The sequence below is a fragment of the Enterobacter sp. SENG-6 genome (assembly GCF_001605945.1).
In the GTDB taxonomy this organism is placed as follows: Bacteria; Pseudomonadota; Gammaproteobacteria; order Enterobacterales; family Enterobacteriaceae; genus Enterobacter; species Enterobacter cloacae.
The window spans coordinates 1-16,517 of the sequence record NZ_LOMM01000003.1 but is presented as its reverse complement, the minus strand read 5'-3'; the positions used below and the strand labels follow the sequence as shown (position 1 = coordinate 16,517).

The window sequence follows — 16,517 nt, the reverse complement described above, 5'->3', positions numbered from 1 at the left end:
CACTTTTAAGAGAGACTTACAAATGGATTAAGTAAAATCCGATTACCAGTCCGCGTAGGGAATGAGCGGCTGTGGCGGTAAGTCCATATCACCCTGCCAGCCTGCGGCGGAGTAGCGTACATAGAGCAGCGCATGGCTTGGGGTATAGTCTTTCGCTTCCTGAATATCCACGCCAAGACCCACAAACCAGTTGGACGTGACCCGGCGCTCGACAATGGCCCGCGCGGTATAACCGGTGCCTGAGGAGCTGCTGCCGGTTTCCATCGCCCCCCTGTCGGTGTAACGGCCTGGCTCATCGACGGGAATGAGTCCCTGAAGGGGATAGCGCAGCACATCGTTGGTTTTTGAGTGAGACCATGAGACAGACCCGCCCAGCTCCCAGGACCAGTTCTCCGTGCGTTTACGCCAGGTGACCGGCAGCGCAAAGGAGACATATTCCTGCGGGCTATAATAGCCGCCCTGACCCAGGGTATAGCCGCTCAGATCTTTATCGTAGTGCCAGAGCATGTTAGAGACACCGACAGTCAGGCGCTCGTTGTTTTTATTAATCAGCTTGTAGTAGTAACCGGTCATCCAGCGGACACGCCAGTTATCCTCTACATTTTTCCCGGTCAGCGATTCCGTGTTCAGGCTTGACCAGATGCCGTTCGCCTCGCCTTTATCGTAGCTGATGCTCACGCCACCGCCGGTGGCGCGCACGCCGCCCCAGGTGGTGCCGGTATTGGTGTCTTTTTGCCCGGCAAAGGCCAGCAGAGAGCTGGAGATCGGGCGACGGTGGGCGTTAATGGTGTAGCCGATAGGACCGAGATCGTTGCTATAGCTCACCCCGCCGACCACATCCACCACGTCAAAGCCCATTGGCGTGGTGCCGATATCCCATGCCCAGGTTTTATTCTGCCAGCCCACGGCCACGCTTGCGCCGTTTGAAGTCTGACTGGTGTTGCCGCGACATGGCGTTTCGGCACAGGTCCCCCATTTGGGATCGTAGGTGCCGTTGTTAGTGGCAAACGAACCGGCATCCATATTGACCAGATCGCTGCGGAAGAACATCCGTCCATCAGAGAGCGGCGCATCCACCTGCAGCATGGTGGTGTGGGCTTTCAGGTCGGAGTAGCCGCCGGTACCGCTGGAGCCCCAGTAGTCGTGCTGCAGCGTAACGTTAACATCCTGCTGGCGATACAAATCACCGGCATCGCTACGCACGCCGCGCTTCAGCCAGTCATCTTTTTCGTCGTTACGCGTCAGGCGCGTAAAGGTGTCATTGTCTGCCGGACGGGTGGTGGTGATGCCAGAGGAGACCATGGCATCTTTATAGGTCTCCAGCGCCTGCTGAGGCTGGCCATTTTGCGTCTGAAAACGTGCCGCATCACGCAGCACCAGCGCGTTTTCCATTGACGCAGGCTGTGATTTTGCCTGCGGAATGATGCTGTTGAACGTCTTTTCTGCGGCAGCAGAATCACCCAGCCCCGCCTGCGCCATCGCGATGCGGCGCTGCATGTTGAGCGACAACGGCTGGCCATTTTGCGTCGCAGGCAGTTTCGCCAGTTCGGCACGCGCAGCGTCTTTGTCGCCCTGCGCACTGTAGATTTCGGTCAGGCCGAGGATCGCATCTTCGTTTTGTGGCTCGCGCTGCAACACGCCGCTGTATGCCGTTTTTGCTGCACTGAGATCGCCCCGCTGCTGCGCCCAGTCCGCCAGGGTTAAATCGATACGGGTAGATGCAGGTTGTTGACGAAGAAGATTTTCCGCCTCCTGCTCTTTGCCGCTGTCGCGCAGGCGATTGGCGGTTTCGAGCACCTGATTACTTTGCAGGCGGTCGGCAAGCTCCTGAATATTGCTGTTCCACTGGCTGCGCGGCAGCGTCTCCAGATGGGCCAGCGCGGCACGATCCTGGTCGTTACCGGAAAGATAGAGCCCGTTGGCATACACCTGATCCGGGTCGGTCGGTTTCTGGCTGGCAAGCTGACGCATCAGGGTATCTGCCTGACTGCGCTGGCCTGCGCCGTAGAGATCGCGCGACAGGCGATAGGTGATCCACACGTCGCCTGGAGAGAGCGCCAGACGACGACGCTGAACCTCGGCGGCCTGGGCGTATTTGCCCTGGTTCTCCAGCTGCTCGGCCTGGGCGGAGAGTTGTTCGTTGGTCAGGCTACGTTCAATATCATCAATGCTGCGACGCTGGCTGGCGGAGAGCGACTGGATAAACTGCGAGGCTTTCTCCGGTGACTGTGCGCGATAAATATTGGCCAGTCCGCGGACCGCGTTACTGTTGCCGCTGTCCATGCGTAATGCCTGGCGATAATAGCGCTCGGCGGCGTCGTTATCTTTACGTGCCGCTGCGGCATCACCCAGCCCCAGCACCGCATAACTGTCGCTATTGTCGATAGTGCGCGCCTGCTGATAATAGCGCTCCGCCTGTGCGGGGTTATTCGCTTTCAGCGCCGCATCCCCCTGCTGGATCAGCAGCCAGTAACGGTTCACCTTCAGCAAGCTGTCCCATTTGCCGCGGTTATCGCTCTGCGGATCGAGGGCGATCGCCTTTTCAAACTGTGCCACCGCGCGAGCACGATCGCCTTTCTGGGAGTATGCCTGGCCCAGCGCGCCAATGGCTTCGCTGTCGGCATGGTTTGCGCTGACCGCCTTTTGCAGTTCCGCCACCGCCTTATCACCCTGTCCGGCATCCACTGCCGCCAGGCCTTGTGCTTTCGCACGGAAAGTTGGATCGGCGAGCTGTTTTTGCTGCGCTTCAAGCTGTGAACGCGCTGCGGTTACGTTCTCACCGTCACTGAATACGCTCAGGTACTTTTGCAGCGCGGAGACGCTGGCATTGCTGACAGGCTGGTCTTTGATCTGCGCATACCACATATCCGACGCCTGGCTGCGGCCATTACTGGATTTGGCCATCTCCTGCAGCACCGCAAAGCCTTCATCACGGCGCCCGGTCTGGAACAGCAGCTGAGCCAGCGTCGACTGCAGCTGCGTATTGCCAGGGCTGCTGCTGTTGATCTTTTTCAGCTGGTTAATGGCCGCATTGCGGCGGGCGGGATCTTTCGCCACCACATTCCAGTATTCTGTTGCCACGTCGCCGCCCGGCGGGTTGCCGTCGAACAGCTTGTCATAGGCGGCAATCGCTTCCTGGGTATGGCCTGTCGTGGCGAGTAAGCGAGCCTGTTGTAACTGCTGGCGGCCATCCGGCGTGGAAAGCAGCATCGTGTTGCGCGAGGACTGGTACGCGCTGGAACCGGGGGCGATCCCTTTCAGTCTATCCAGCTCTTTTTGTGCGCCGGCGTTGTCGCCCTGACGAAGCAGATAGCGAAAACGTGCCGCAATAACGTCAGGGTTGTTCGGGTCGATCAGCTCAAGACGATAGAGCGACTGACGCACCAAATCTTCACGCTGCGTCGATTCCCCCAGGCGCACCTGTTCCAGCAGCTGTTGCTGCTGTGGAGAGTTGACGGCCTGAGCCAGCGGCATCAGCGCCAGGCCAAGCGATAAACTGAGTAGATTTACTGTGAACTTGCGCATTCCTGGCCCCAATCCGGTATTAATTCACCTTTTGTGGTGAAACGAAAACGATGCTGATCCCATCCTTGTCCAAAGAGAGTCAGTACATAACTGTAGTAAGCATTATTATCAGGAAAGTGGTCAGCCACGCGCTGGCGCTGGACGGCCTGCGCATCACGCTGTTGTAAAAAAGGCAGCATGGCGGCAGAGAAGCCGACCGGGCCATTGCCCGTGCGTGCTCCACTCACCACATTCACTTTTTCCGGTGGTACACCCTGTTTTGTTGTGGTGGCGGCCATCGGCCTGAAGCGCGCCAGCAGCCGGGCTTTTTGAGGATCGTTATCGTTCATCATCCCCACCCAGAGATAGACGCGGATGGCGTCATATCCCCCCACCAGCGGCGGCTCCTGCTGTAACCGCCAGCCTTTGTTTTTCTGGTATTGCACCCAGTCCGGCGAAAAACCTTTCGGCGCACTCTCCTGCAGCAAGCGCAGATTGGTCTCACGCAGGGTGGTCCACGGGGCGCCAAAACGCGTGAAGTAGCTTGCGAGCTGTGGAGGAAGATAGCTGGGATTAAAACGCCAGGCGTTCTCATCGACAAAGCCAACTTTACCGGGCAGCAGCATCAGACCGAGGCCAGGTACTTTCACCACTTCTTCGCGGGCGATACGCTCGAGTAGCGCCTTGCCCGTACGGGTATAGTCAGCGTCTTTCCATAACCGCCCCGCTTCAAGCAGGGACCAGGCGATCCAGATATCGGCATCCGAGGCGGAATTGGTATCGATAACCGCCCAGGTGTCTTTGTCTTTTTGCCCCCATAACCAGGCGGGGAGCGTGTCGTCGAGATGCCCCCCGGCAAGGTTATCCCGCGTCCATGCCAGCACTTTGTCGAACGCTTTACGGTCATTCGCGGCGAGGGCAAAGAACAGCGCGTAGCTTTGCCCTTCCGAGGTAGTGATTTTACGCGTGTCGCTGGGATCAATGACCCGCCCGCCCTCGCTGATGTAATCCTGTTTAAATTTCTCCCAGGCAGGCCAGGTACAGGCGGCGCGCAGAGGCACCGCCGCCAGCATCAACGCAATGACACACCAGCGAAAGGCTTTCATCACATCTTACTCATGATCCGGATTCAGGCGACGACGGCTGATGATACGCAGCAGACGCCACAGCACCCAGGCCAGCAGCACCACGCTGACGGCGGCCAGGATAGCGAGCAGAATCGGATGGTTAGAGAGCGCATACCACAGACGTTCGAACCATGGCAGATGCCCTACATAGTACACATCGCCTACGCGCAGGCTGTTCACGCCCGACTCACGGATCACCGACACAGAGCCGAACATCGCGGCACGTTTACCGCTGTCGTTCATCGCACTGTTGAGCAGTTCGTAGCCACGCGGGCTGTCTGCGAGCAGGGCAATCACGCTACGCTGATCGTTGTACGGTGACTGGAAGCCGACCACGGCCGCCATCGCCCCCTGAGACGTGACAGCCGTCTGCGCGCTGGCTTTACGATCGTTGATATCCGGCATGATGCTCGGGAACTCGGTCTGACGCAGCGGCGTGTTAACCCAGGACTGGGCTGCCTGAACCAGCAGATCGATACGCTTCTCATCCTTCAGCTTATCCGGGATGGAACCGATCACCATGATGTCCGCATCTTTGTCCTGAATTTGAGCGCCATCATCCGTCAGGGTAACGTTAATCGCCGGCAGGCCCGTTTGCGCGCCTACGGTCGCCATGGTGTCCAGCAGAGTCGTCACCTGCCCTTCATTTGGCACTTTTGGCATCACAACAATGGATTCAGACAGGTCCGCCATACGGCTGAACGGGAAGCCCGCGTTAGCAAACGCCCGCAGATCCGGCATGGCGAGGAAGTGATAGTACTTCGAGAAGTCGATGGTCGATTCATCGCCAATCACGACGTGGTTCTGCACCGGCTGGAAGGTGATGCAGTTGTCCACCGAACCGCCCGGCATTGGATTCATGTACTGGAAATCAAAGCGCAGCTGGTTTACCGCCCCGAGCTTCAGCGCCGGGATGGAGACATCGGTTTTACCATCCAGCAGCCCCTGCAGTACCGGCAAACGCAGCAGCAGACGGTTCGTTTCCTGATTACTCACCAGATTAAACGACTGCAGGAACTGATTATTCAGGCTGATATCCATGCGCGAACTGTCTTTGGTTGACGGCGCGGTGTAACGATAGTTCATGTTCATATCGATACCGGTGGTGCGCAGCAGATACAGGTCCGGCGGCAGGTTCAGCGACAGGCTGACAGGAGACGGCTCAATCCCTGTCGACTGCAGCTGCTCTTCATAGGTTTTCAGCTCGCCGAAGGTGACGGCGCGGTCGGTACGTACCCAGTTTGGCGCATCATAAGGTTTACGTGCCAGCAGCGGCTTGACCTCATCGACAATTACGCTGCTGCCGCGGAACAGGATATTCCCCTGCGCAATCGCTTTTGCCGCCTGCACCAGGTCTTTCTCATCACGCCCGAAAACCACCAGCAGCTTCACATACGGGTTATCCGGGTGGCTTATCATCTCAATGGTCGGCGCTTTGACATCCGGGTGCTCACGCAGGAAAGCAGGACGCTTCGCGTTGGTCGCAAAGATGATGGCATTTCTGTCAGGGATCTTGTCATACATAACCGGGAAGTTCTGCCCGCGCCAGCCGGAACGGGAGCCGAACCAGGAGGCCACGATGGTCGCTGCCAGTTGCTCCGTGACGTCCGGTGAGGACGCAAAGACCATCGGCAGGTTTAACGGGCGATTATCACGCGGATCGAAGAACGGCACCGGGAACGCGGAGAGATCGTTTTTCAGCGCCAGCGACTGGTAGGTCATCTGCAGCGATGAGTTACGCCCGACATCCATCCACAGCGTGTTGCTGGCCGGGTTTTCGCAGACGTCACGGTAATGGCCCACGAATTCCAGACGGATACGGTTAAAGTCGGTGATAAACAGCGGGTTGATCGGCACCTGAGCCAGGGTTTTCTTGCCCAACTGCTCTTTGGTGACCGGCAGCACGTCCATCAGTTCGTCATTCAGGTAGACCTTCAGCTGAGACTGGGTCGGCAGCAGCGAAGGAGAAGGGGTATATTCCAGGTTCAGCACCGCCTTCGACACAACCTCATCGCTGCGCATACCAAACTCAACGCCGCCTTTAGGATTGACGCCGCGCAGCACCATGCTGCCCGGAGGCGGCGCAATTTGCGCAAAGGTGAGCTTCACGTCCCGCGACGGGGCATTTTCCGTGACAACAGGCGCATTAGCCCCCGGAACACCCGGCATCACCTGTCCCACAACCTGTGCGTCGGCCGGCAGGGTATTTCCCGCTGTCGGCTGGTTGGGAACGACGTTTTCTGTTTGACCGGGCGCCGCGGTGACAACCGGCTCGGTCGCTTGCGACACCACAGGCACCGTAGGAGCTGGCGTGGCCGCGGCGTTATCAGGCGCTGCGTTAGCCATTGTTGCAGGGAGCGTACTCATCCCCATTGCCACTGCACATAACCAGGAAAGTTTTGTTTTCATCGCGTTATCATCATTGTTGAGCCATAACCGGGTCCGCCTGCTTCGCCTCATCCCGCTCAGGACGACGAGGAATGAACGACACGACCCAGGAAACCAGCGAAGTAAGTGACCGGAAAATTATTTTCACCGACGACGGGGCAAATTCTGCAAGGTGACGATAGCCACGGAACCCCAGCTTCAGAATATCCAGCAGGCTTTCCAGAGGTTTATCTTCCGGGAAGCTGTCCTGCCAGAGAGCCCACGTATCCGCGCGGGCAAACGTACACTGCACAAAATCAATATGTTGCTTCCTGGTCAGCGGCATCAGCTGCAGACCCACTTCATTGCCTGCCACACGCACAACCTGTGTCGGGAAGACATACTCCTGCTGGCCACGCTTAAGCAGCAGGTTAACCTTCTGCCCTTCCAGCACCTTCGCCTGTCCGTTGATTTTGATACCCAGACCACCGTCGGAGAAGTCATGAACGGTACAGGAGAAGAGATGACCATCTTCACGGGCTATCGCCGCAGGCATGCTGATTTCAACACGATGCGCGCGACGTACCTGCTTGCTTTCCACCGACACCGCCACTGCGCCGCCAAGGATAATCAGGTTGTAAAATACCCATGCCATACTGACGAACACCGTCAGGATTTCGTTTTCCGGACCGTAGAAGTAGCGCCAGATACCGGCAATTACCCCCACAATGTTCAGCAGCACCAGGAAGATGTACGGACGGGAGATCACCCAGTCGACATACTCCTCTTCCACCAGGCCCCCCTTCGCGGTGACGTTAAACTTGCCTTTATGCGGGTTAATCAGCGCCACCATCGTTGGCGGCGCGATGTACCAGGCCAGCACCGTTTCGTAGATTTCACTCCAGAATGAGTGGCGATACTTGCCCTGAATCTTCGAGTTGGTCAGGCTCGCGTGGATCATGTGCGGCAGAACAAACAGCGCAATCATCAGCGCGGGCGCGTAGATGATATAGGCGTGAAGAAGCAGGAACGCCAGCGGCGCGGTCAGGAAGATCAGCCGCGGAATACCGGATAAGAAGTGGAACATGGCGTTGACGTAGCACAGACGTTGCGCCAGCTTGAGGCCTTTACCCAACAGCGGGTTATCAAGACGGAAAATCTGTACCATCCCGCGCGCCCAGCGAATACGCTGGCCGATATGCGCCGACAGGGATTCCGTCGCCAGACCGGCCGCCTGAGGGATACGCATATAGGCCGAGGTATAGCCGCGACGGTGCAGGCGTAGCGAGGTATGGGCATCTTCAGTGACCGTTTCAACCGCGATGCCGCCAATTTCATCCAGCGGTTTACGGCGGATAACCGCACAGGAACCGCAGAAGAAGGTCGCATCCCACATGTCGTTGCCGTCCTGCACCAGGCCATAGAACAACGTGCCTTCGTTCGGGGTCTTACGGAAACGGCCGAGGTTACGTTCAAACGGATCCGGCGAGAAGAAATGGTGCGGCGTCTGCATCATCGCCAGCGCTTTCTCTTTCAGGAACCAGCCCATCGTCATCTGCAGGAACGAGCGCGTCGGCACGTGGTCGCAGTCAAAGATGGAGACAAACTCCCCTGTCGCATACTTCAGCGCGTTGTTGATGTTCCCGGCTTTGGCATGTTCGTGAGAGGTACGGGCGATATACTCAACGCCCACCTCTTGCGCGAACTCACGGAACGCGGCCCGACCGCCGTCATCCAGGATCCAGATTTTGAGCTTATCTTTGGGCCAGTCGATACCCAGCGCGGCGTAAATGGTATTTTTCACCACGCTCAGATCTTCGTTATAGGTCGGCACAAAGAGATCGACAGTCGGCCACTGCGACGTATCTTTTGGCAGCGGAACCGGCTGGCGGTTGAGCGGCCAGATCACCTGGAAATAGCCCAACACCAGCACAATCCAGGCGTACGTTTCAGCAAACAGCAGCACCAGACCGCATACCAGACTGACCGGATCATCCCAGTTCAGCGTAGAGGTATAACGCCACCAGATATAGCGGCAGGAGACGGTCAGTGATAACACAATCAGCATCAGGGCGGAGAAGCGCCCCGGTATACGCCGCACCAGCAGCGCCACGCCCCACAGCAGGATCAGGAAAGTGAACTGCGCCAGCGGGTTAAAGGGTTGCGTGATACAGACCAGCGCCAGAATGAGCGAGAAGACAACTATCACGCCCAGAATAAAACGCCGTAAACCCGGGTGCAGATGCCCGAGTTCTTTATGGTTATCCAGATGGCTGGTCTTATCGCCCACGCGGTCAGGCAGCCTGTCCAGCCACTGATGATAGCGTTCGCGTAAAAGCTGGACCCGGCTGAAGCTGCGCCAGTGCGGCGTCTTTTTCTCCTGCCGCGGCGACGTAACCACCAGCCAGATGGCCTGAATGATGTACCGCGCCGGATCTAACGGCCGTGGACGGTCAGGATTAATGTGCGGATACAATTCACTGTGTCGCGCACGAATGCGCTGCCAGCGGGGGTGCTCGAGGGGGATGAACATCCAGGCCAGAATCATCCAGAAACAGCCGAACGCGGCGCTAAATGCCGAGGCACCATGCCGGCGATAATGCCGGTAATGGTCGCTTAAACGCGAACTGACCGGTGGGATGAGTAACCAGCTGGCGAGTCGACTCATACCGTACCTCTGGCAGGATCCGCCTCTTGGGCGAAGTGCAGCAGACACCAGTTCGCCAGCGTCAGGATCTCTTCTGCCGCCAGAGAATCGCTGCGATACTCGCCGAGTGGCTGTTTGGAGGCGAGGCATTCCGCCATCCCCTCATCACGATGGATCACAATCGGCAGCAGACGACGCTGGCTTTGCAGCCAGACCTGATACAGATCGTCCTGGATCTGGCTGCCAATGCGTAAATCGTTAATCAGGATATGGCTATTCTGGGGCAACCCCTGCTGATGTAGACGGATATGGCAATTAGCATCGACGTTCACAATGGAGAGCACGTGGTCGCACTGGGCAATCAGCTGTCGGGTCAGCGTGCCGGCACCGTGCGGCAGATCCAGCAGGATCCACTGATAATGGCCTTTTTCTTTGAGGCTCTGCAGCGCGAGTGTGAATTGCGAGAATAAACGCTGATAGGCGGCTTCATTCTCACGCTCTGTCGTGGTCAGTTGACCAAACGGCAGGAGATCGAGCTGGGAGGTGTAACGCAGACCCGCATCACGCCAGTCTTTATCATCAAGCAACGCGCGGGCCCAACCCTCTGTACGGGTAAAGTCGACGTTAAATGACATACGCAGCAAATTGTCGGCGCAGGCGTCAATCACCAGCACCGATTCACCTAAAAGCTGTAATGACCACGCCAGCGCCGCGGTAACGGATGTTGTACCCACTCCACCACGGACGCCCTGTAATCCGAGTATGGCCATCAATGGCTCCCTTATTGTTGTTGGGTAAATTCAGCTAATAACGGCCAACGTTTAATAGCCGCAGCCAACTGTTCCCGCTGGGAAATATCGGTGTAATCTATTTCAGGTAAAGAAAAGGCCTGCGTCAGCGCCAGAAAATCGTTTTGGAATGTGTAACCCAGGGTCGAATCGACTGGGGTTCCGGGTTCGTTATTATCCATTTTTTTCCATCCCTTTGAGTATCGTTTTACTCTCTGAAGTCGCGAGGCTTCCTGCCCTGTGAAATTTCATTTACATGCTAAATCTGATGCTCTTTAATTTCAATGTTAGGTTTATTTCTACGCTTTCGCTAGTAAACTGATATACAGATAAATTAGACGAAAAGAGGGACACCGTGGACTCCATATTTTCTATTGGCATCCAGTCATTATGGGACGAATTGCGCCACATGCCAGTCGGAGGAGTCTGGTGGGTTAATTCGGATCGTAATGAAGATGCTATCAGTCTGGTAAACCAGACAATTGCCGCGCAGGGTAAGGACTCCCGGGTCGCTGTCATTAGTATGGGCGAAGACCCGAAGCAAATTATTACGCTTGAGCGAGACCGCGGTCCACAGACGGTACGCTTGTTTTCCATGCCGTCGGAAGCAGATAGTCTATACTATTTATCCCGCGACATTCAGTGTTCCATCAATCCAGACCGTTTTTTATTGATTCTTAAATGTTCACATAACGCCCTGCAAAATATCCCGACGGAGAAACTGCTGCAGTGGCTGGAAAAAATCAATAAATGGGCAAAATTTTAAAATTGCACGCTGTTGATAATCAATCCCGGCAGTAATAACGACAAGCTGTTCTCACTTTTAATGGCGGAGTATCGCTCGCTATTCGGCCTGGCGAGTCTGCGCGACCAGGCGGGCAGCTATCTCTACGATATTGCATTCTGGTGTAATGAAAAAGGCGTGAGCGCCAGACAGCAACTTACGCTTAAACATATTGACGGCGAGTGGCACCTTGCCCAGCAAGAAGAAACCGTGGTGCAACCGCGCAGCGATGAAAAACGGATCCTGAGCCATATTGCGGTACTGGAGGGGGCGCCCGCGCTGTCTGAAAACTGGTCCCTGTTTGAGTCCAATGAAGCACTTTTTCATGAAGCCCGCACGACGCAGGCGGCAACCCTTGTTTTCTCGCTGATGCAGAACAACCAGATTGAAATGCTGGCACGACAAATTCATACCTTACGTCGTCAACGCGGCAGCGCGTTAAAAATTGTGGTACGCGAAAACAATACCAGCCTGCGTGCCACGGATGAGCGTCTGCTTTTGGGCTGTGGCGCAAACATGGTTATCCCGTGGAATGCCCCTCTGTCACGCTGTCTGACGCTTATCGAAAGTGTCCAGGGGCAGCAGTTCAACCGCCACGTACCGGAAGATATTTCCACGCTGCTTTCCATGACGCAGCCGATGAAACTGCGTGGTTATCAGAAATGGGATACCTTCTGCGATGCCGTTGGCAACATGATGAACAACACGCTGCTTCCTGCAGACGGGAAAGGGGTAATGGTTGCCCTGCGACCTGTACCGGGGATCCGCGTGGAACAGGCGCTCACCTTATGCCGCCCGAACCGTACCGGGGACATCATGACGATTGGCGACAACCGCCTGGTACTGTTTTTGTCTTTTTGTCGGGTGAACGATCTCGATACCGCACTGAACCATATCTTCCCGCTGCCTACCGGGGATATTTTCTCAAACCGTATGATTTGGTTCGAAGACAATCTGATCAGCGCTGAGCTGGTGCAGATGCGTGCCCTCGCGCCTGAAAACTGGGTGAAACCGCTACCTGTCACGAGCGATATCAAACCGATCCTCAATGCACGGCATGACGGCCATGTCTGGCGTCGGGTTCCGGAACCCCTTCGCTTATTAACTGAGAATGGGGAGAACGCACCATCATGAATATCAGCGATATCATTCAACTGGTTGTATTCTGTGCGCTGATCTTTTTCCCGCTTGGTTATTATGCACGCCATTCACTGCGTCGTATTCGCGATACGGCCAGAATGGCGTTTGGCAAACCTCGCTATGTCAAACCAGCCGGAACACTGACACGGGCAACACACGTCAAGGCAGACCGAAAACATGACTAACTCAACTTATACCGCTTCGTCACCATCGCCTCTGTGGCAATACTGGCGCGGCCTTTCCGGCTGGAACTTCTACTTTCTGGTGAAGTTTGGTCTGCTGTGGGCTGGCTATCTGAACTTCCATCCTCTGCTGAACCTGGTGTTTATGGCCTTCCTGCTGATGCCGCTGCCCAATATCAGGCTGCATCGCTTGCGTCATTGGGTTGCCATCCCGCTGGGTTTTGCGCTGTTCTGGCATGATACCTGGCTGCCGGGGCCGGACAGCATCATGAGTCAGGGTTCGCAGGTCGCCGGGTTTAGCGCCAGCTATATCCTCGACCTGACCGAGCGCTTTATTAACTGGCAGATGATTGGCGCGGTCTTTGTGCTGCTGGTTGCCTGGCTGTTTCTGTCACAGTGGATCCGCGTCACGGTGTTTGTCGTTGCCATTATGATTTGGCTGAACGTTCTGACGCTGGCTGGGCCAAGTTTTTCCCTGTGGCCTGCCGGTCAACCGACCAGCACGGTGACCACCACCGGAGGAAGCGCGGCAGCAACCGTTGCCACGGCTGGCGACACGCCGGTGGTGGGCGATATTCCAGCGCAGACCGCACCGCCGACCTCAACCAACCTGAATGCCTGGCTTTCCAGCTTCTACACCGCGGAAGATAAGCGTCAGACTAAATTCCCGGATGCACTCCCGGCGGATGCCCAGCCGTTTGAACTGCTGGTAATTAACATCTGCTCCCTCTCCTGGGCTGACGTTGATGCGGCTGGTTTAATGTCGCACCCGCTGTGGTCGCATTTCGATATCCAGTTTAAAGACTTTAACTCTGCCACCTCGTACAGCGGCCCGGCGGCCATCCGCCTGCTGCGAGCAAGCTGCGGCCAGCCATCGCACAAGAATTTGTATCAGCCCGCTGGCAACCAGTGTTATCTGTTCGATAACCTGGCGAAACTGGGCTTTACGCAGCATCTGATGCTGGGGCATAACGGTCAGTTCGGTAACTTCCTGAAAGAGGTACGTGAAGAAGGGGGTATGCAGGCACCGCTGATGGATCAAACCGGGCTGCCGGTCACGCTGCTGGGCTTCGACGGCTCGCCAGTCTATGACGATACCGCCGTGCTACAGCGCTGGCTGCAGACCATTGAAAAAGACAGCAATCCGCGCAGCGCCACGTTCTATAACACCCTGCCCCTTCACGACGGTAACCATTTCCCGGGCGTGAGCAAAACGGCGGATTACAAAGTGCGTGCGCAGAAGTTCTTTGATGAGCTGGATGCGTTCTTCACTGAGCTGGAAAAATCTGGCCGTAAAGTGATGGTGGTTGTCGTTCCGGAGCACGGTGGGGCGCTGAAAGGCGACAGAATGCAGGTGTCCGGCCTGCGCGATATCCCCAGCCCGTCCATTACCAACGTGCCTGCCGGGATTAAATTCTTTGGTATGAAGGCACCGCATCAGGGCGCACCGATTGAGATCACTCAGCCAGTCAGCTATCTGGCCATCTCTGAGCTCGTGGCCCGCGCGGTCGATGGTAAGCTGTTTGTGGAAGATAGCGTGAACTGGGATCAGCTCACCAGCAATCTGCCGCAAACCGCGGAAGTGTCAGAGAATGCGAATGCGGTTGTCATTCAGTACCAGAACAAACCGTACGTTCGCCTGAACGGCGGAGACTGGGTACCTTATCCGCAGTAAGTTCTCCAGACCCTCTTCCCCTCGGGGAGAGGGAATGATTGTTCCGCGAGCCAGACGAGCATTTTCAGGCTCGCGGAATAATAGCCATCTTCCATCCTCTAGGGCGCATACTTATTTATTCAGCGCTGCGCAGGGAGATCTCACCGCCCACCCAGGGCTTGATGACGCCATCCTGCTCCAGGAGCAGGGCACCCTGTGCATCAATGCCGCGAGAGATACCGTAGATCTCCTTATCACCAATCAGCAGTTTCACCGGTCGGTTGATAAAGTTATCGAGTTTTTCCCAACGAGACAGGAACGATGCCAGCCCTTCCTGTTCAAAGAGAGACAGGGAGGTACGCAGCTCTTTAATCATACGCACGGCAAGCGTGTTGCGATCGATGGTGATCCCCGCTTCCTGCAGGTTGGTCCACGCCTGATTCACCACATCGCTTTGCACATTTCTCATTACCATATTGAGACCGGCACCAATGACAATTTGCGCCGCATCGCCAGTTTTTCCCGTCAGTTCGACCAGGATGCCGGCAAGCTTACGATCGTTCAGGTAAAGGTCGTTTGGCCATTTTACCCGTACTTTATCCGCGCCAAGTTCATGCAGAACTTCCGCCATAACGATACCAATCACCAGACTCAGACCCACTGCGGCGGCAGGCCCCTGCTCAAGACGCCAGTACATGGAAAGATAGAGGTTTGCGCCAAACGGTGAGAACCACTTACGCCCGCGACGGCCGCGCCCGGCCTGCTGGTACTCTGCAACGCAGGCATCCCCTGATTCCAGCTCGCCTATCCGCTCCAGCAGGTACTGGTTTGTCGAATCGATGACCGGCAATACGGCCACGTTACCCTGCCCTATCTGGCTGCGGATGAGTTCTTCATTCAGGAGCTGAATAGGCTCCGGCAGGCTGTAGCCTTTTCCGGGCACGGTGAAGACATCAACCCCCCAGTCGCGGAGGGTCTGAATATGTTTATTAATGGCAGCACGGCTCATGCCTAGCTGCTCGCCTAATTGCTCGCCAGAATGAAACTCACCGTCGGCAAGGATGCCAATCAGGGTTAACGGGATGGTATTGTCCTTCACGCGATAGCCTCCACAGCATTCACTTCACCCGTACGACCAATGAAGCGGACTTCCGGCTCCAGCCAGACGTTAAATTTCTCACCCACTTGCTGACGCACATGGTGCGCCAGTTGCACCACGTCGTCGCTGGTCGCATCGTGTTGATTGATCAGCACCAGTGCCTGCTGACGGTGAACCGCTGCGCCGCCCACGGTAGTACCTTTTAACTGGCACTGATCGATAAGCCACCCTGCGGCCAGCTTCACGCTGCCATCCGCCTGCGGGTAATGCGGGGCAGTAGGCCATTTAGCCAGTAATGCATTCGCATTTTCGCTGCTTATGACCGGGTTTTTGAAGAAACTGCCGGCATTTCCGTTTACTTTGGGATCGGGCAGTTTGGTCATGCGCATATGGCAAACCGAGTCAAACACATCGCGAGGGGTGACGGTTGCTGGATCGAGGCGCGTTAAATCTCCATAGGTCAGCACCGGCTGCCAGGTTTTGGACAGACGCAGGCCCACAGCGACAATGACGTAGCGATCCTGATATTCATGTTTGAAGATGCTGTCACGGTAGCCAAAACGGCACTGCTCTGCCGTTAAACGCTGAGCCGTACCGGTCGCCAGCTCAATGCAGTCGACATAGTCGCACACGTGTTTGAGTTCGATGCCATACGCACCGATATTTTGAATGGGCGATGATCCCGCACAGCCCGGGATGAGAGCCAGGTTTTCCAGTCCCGGCATCCCTTTTTCGAGGGTATATTGCACCAGTTGATGCCAGTTTTCGCCGGCACCTACGCGCAAACGCCAGCTATCGGCGCACTCTTCGACCTCAATTCCCATGATGCGGTTAATAATGACCGTCCCGGCAAAATCATCGAGAAACAGGACATTGCTGCCTTCGCCCAGAATCAGTACGGGTTCGTTGTTTTCTGTTGCGCGTTGCCATGCATCCAGCAGTTGCTGGGCCGTATCGGCGCGTACAATGTGATTAGCATTCCGTTGAATACCAAAGGTATTCCAGGGCTTAAGGGAGTGGTTCATAGGCGCTATCCTGATGCAAAAACGCAGGTAGTTTACCGTATAAGCAGTACGTTGTGGGGGATTAGTTTGTGCAGCGCAGAAACGCAAAAAGGCCATCCTTTCGGATGGCCTCTTCACTTATTTGATGCCTGGCAGTTCCCTACTCTCACATGGGGAGACCCCACACTACCATCGGCGCTACGGCGTTTCACTTCTGAGTT

10 protein-coding genes, 1 rRNA gene and 1 pseudogene are annotated in these 16,517 nt (G+C 56.2%); 3 read left to right on the top strand and 9 right to left on the bottom strand.

Translation table 11 applies throughout. The features are described from left to right. Positions 1 to 42 precede the first annotated feature (42 nt). From bcsC to bcsR, 6 genes are read right to left on the bottom strand one after another with little or no spacing between them, the layout of a single operon-like run. Entirely contained in the window at positions 43 to 3,525 is a 3,483-nt protein-coding gene (gene bcsC / locus AX755_RS01655; RefSeq protein ID WP_062856187.1) for a cellulose synthase complex outer membrane protein BcsC, read from the bottom strand. Then, positions 3,507 to 4,610: a cellulose synthase complex periplasmic endoglucanase BcsZ gene (bcsZ, locus tag AX755_RS01650; protein ID WP_062856186.1), complete on the bottom strand. Its 1,104-nt coding sequence runs from the start codon at positions 4,608 to 4,610 to the stop codon at positions 3,507 to 3,509. Before bcsZ ends, bcsC begins: the two co-directional genes overlap by 19 nt. A gap of 6 nt (positions 4,611 to 4,616) precedes the next feature. Beyond that, positions 4,617 to 7,040 carry a cellulose biosynthesis cyclic di-GMP-binding regulatory protein BcsB gene (bcsB, locus tag AX755_RS01645; RefSeq protein ID WP_062856185.1) on the bottom strand — a complete coding sequence of 808 codons (2,424 nt, stop codon included), beginning with the start codon at positions 7,038 to 7,040 and terminating at the stop codon, positions 4,617 to 4,619. Between the two features lie 10 nt (positions 7,041 to 7,050). Beyond that, positions 7,051 to 9,666 (bottom strand): UDP-forming cellulose synthase catalytic subunit, encoded by a 2,616-nt coding sequence (gene bcsA / locus AX755_RS01640; protein ID WP_029883686.1) that lies wholly within the window; start codon positions 9,664 to 9,666, stop codon positions 7,051 to 7,053. Continuing rightward, on the bottom strand, positions 9,663 to 10,415 hold the full coding sequence (gene bcsQ, locus AX755_RS01635) for a cellulose biosynthesis protein BcsQ (RefSeq protein ID WP_013099219.1): 753 nt from the start codon (positions 10,413 to 10,415) through the stop codon (positions 9,663 to 9,665). The genes bcsA and bcsQ overlap by 4 nt, the downstream gene beginning before the upstream one ends. 11 nt (positions 10,416 to 10,426) lie before the next feature. Beyond that, a complete protein-coding gene (bcsR, locus tag AX755_RS01630) occupies positions 10,427 to 10,615 on the bottom strand; it encodes a cellulose biosynthesis protein BcsR (RefSeq protein ID WP_013099220.1) in 189 nt (62 codons plus the stop codon). 173 nt (positions 10,616 to 10,788) lie between these two features. Here bcsR and bcsE point away from each other — a divergent pair. The 3 genes and pseudogenes from bcsE (at position 10,789) to bcsG (ending at position 14,214) form a co-directional block, all read left to right on the top strand. Then, a pseudogene (bcsE, locus tag AX755_RS01625) lies at positions 10,789 to 12,351 on the top strand (cellulose biosynthesis c-di-GMP-binding protein BcsE). Next, positions 12,345 to 12,542, top strand: a complete 198-nt coding sequence (gene bcsF, locus AX755_RS01620) for a cellulose biosynthesis protein BcsF (protein WP_028027931.1) — start codon at positions 12,345 to 12,347, stop codon at positions 12,540 to 12,542. The pseudogene bcsE and the gene bcsF overlap by 7 nt, the downstream one beginning before the upstream one ends. Further along, positions 12,535 to 14,214: a cellulose biosynthesis protein BcsG gene (gene bcsG / locus AX755_RS01615; protein ID WP_013099223.1), complete on the top strand. Its 1,680-nt coding sequence runs from the start codon at positions 12,535 to 12,537 to the stop codon at positions 14,212 to 14,214. Before bcsF ends, bcsG begins: the two co-directional genes overlap by 8 nt. A gap of 115 nt (positions 14,215 to 14,329) precedes the next feature. On the opposite strand, the gene birA is transcribed toward bcsG, so the two are convergent. The 3 genes from birA to rrf all read right to left on the bottom strand — a co-directional run. Beyond that, positions 14,330 to 15,292 (bottom strand): bifunctional biotin--[acetyl-CoA-carboxylase] ligase/biotin operon repressor BirA, encoded by a 963-nt coding sequence (gene birA, locus AX755_RS01610; protein ID WP_013099224.1) that lies wholly within the window; start codon positions 15,290 to 15,292, stop codon positions 14,330 to 14,332. Next, entirely contained in the window at positions 15,289 to 16,317 is a 1,029-nt protein-coding gene (gene murB / locus AX755_RS01605) for a UDP-N-acetylmuramate dehydrogenase (RefSeq protein ID WP_062856184.1), read from the bottom strand. Before murB ends, birA begins: the two co-directional genes overlap by 4 nt. Before the next feature lie 126 nt (positions 16,318 to 16,443). Further along, positions 16,444 to 16,517 (bottom strand): 5S ribosomal RNA (gene rrf, locus AX755_RS25990); the annotation flags it as partial.

Coding starts and splice junctions, on each gene's coding strand:
- bcsZ (WP_062856186.1), bottom strand. CDS start 4,610: ATGAAAGCCTTTCGCTGGTGTGTCATTGCGTTGATGCTGGCGGCGGTG.
- bcsB (WP_062856185.1), bottom strand. CDS start 7,040: ATGAAAACAAAACTTTCCTGGTTATGTGCAGTGGCAATGGGGATGAGT.
- bcsR (WP_013099220.1), bottom strand. CDS start 10,615: ATGGATAATAACGAACCCGGAACCCCAGTCGATTCGACCCTGGGTTAC.
- bcsA (WP_029883686.1), bottom strand. CDS start 9,666: ATGAGTCGACTCGCCAGCTGGTTACTCATCCCACCGGTCAGTTCGCGT.
- bcsC (WP_062856187.1), bottom strand. CDS start 3,525: ATGCGCAAGTTCACAGTAAATCTACTCAGTTTATCGCTTGGCCTGGCG.
- murB (WP_062856184.1), bottom strand. CDS start 16,317: ATGAACCACTCCCTTAAGCCCTGGAATACCTTTGGTATTCAACGGAAT.
- bcsQ (WP_013099219.1), bottom strand. CDS start 10,415: ATGGCCATACTCGGATTACAGGGCGTCCGTGGTGGAGTGGGTACAACA.
- bcsG (WP_013099223.1), top strand. CDS start 12,535: ATGACTAACTCAACTTATACCGCTTCGTCACCATCGCCTCTGTGGCAA.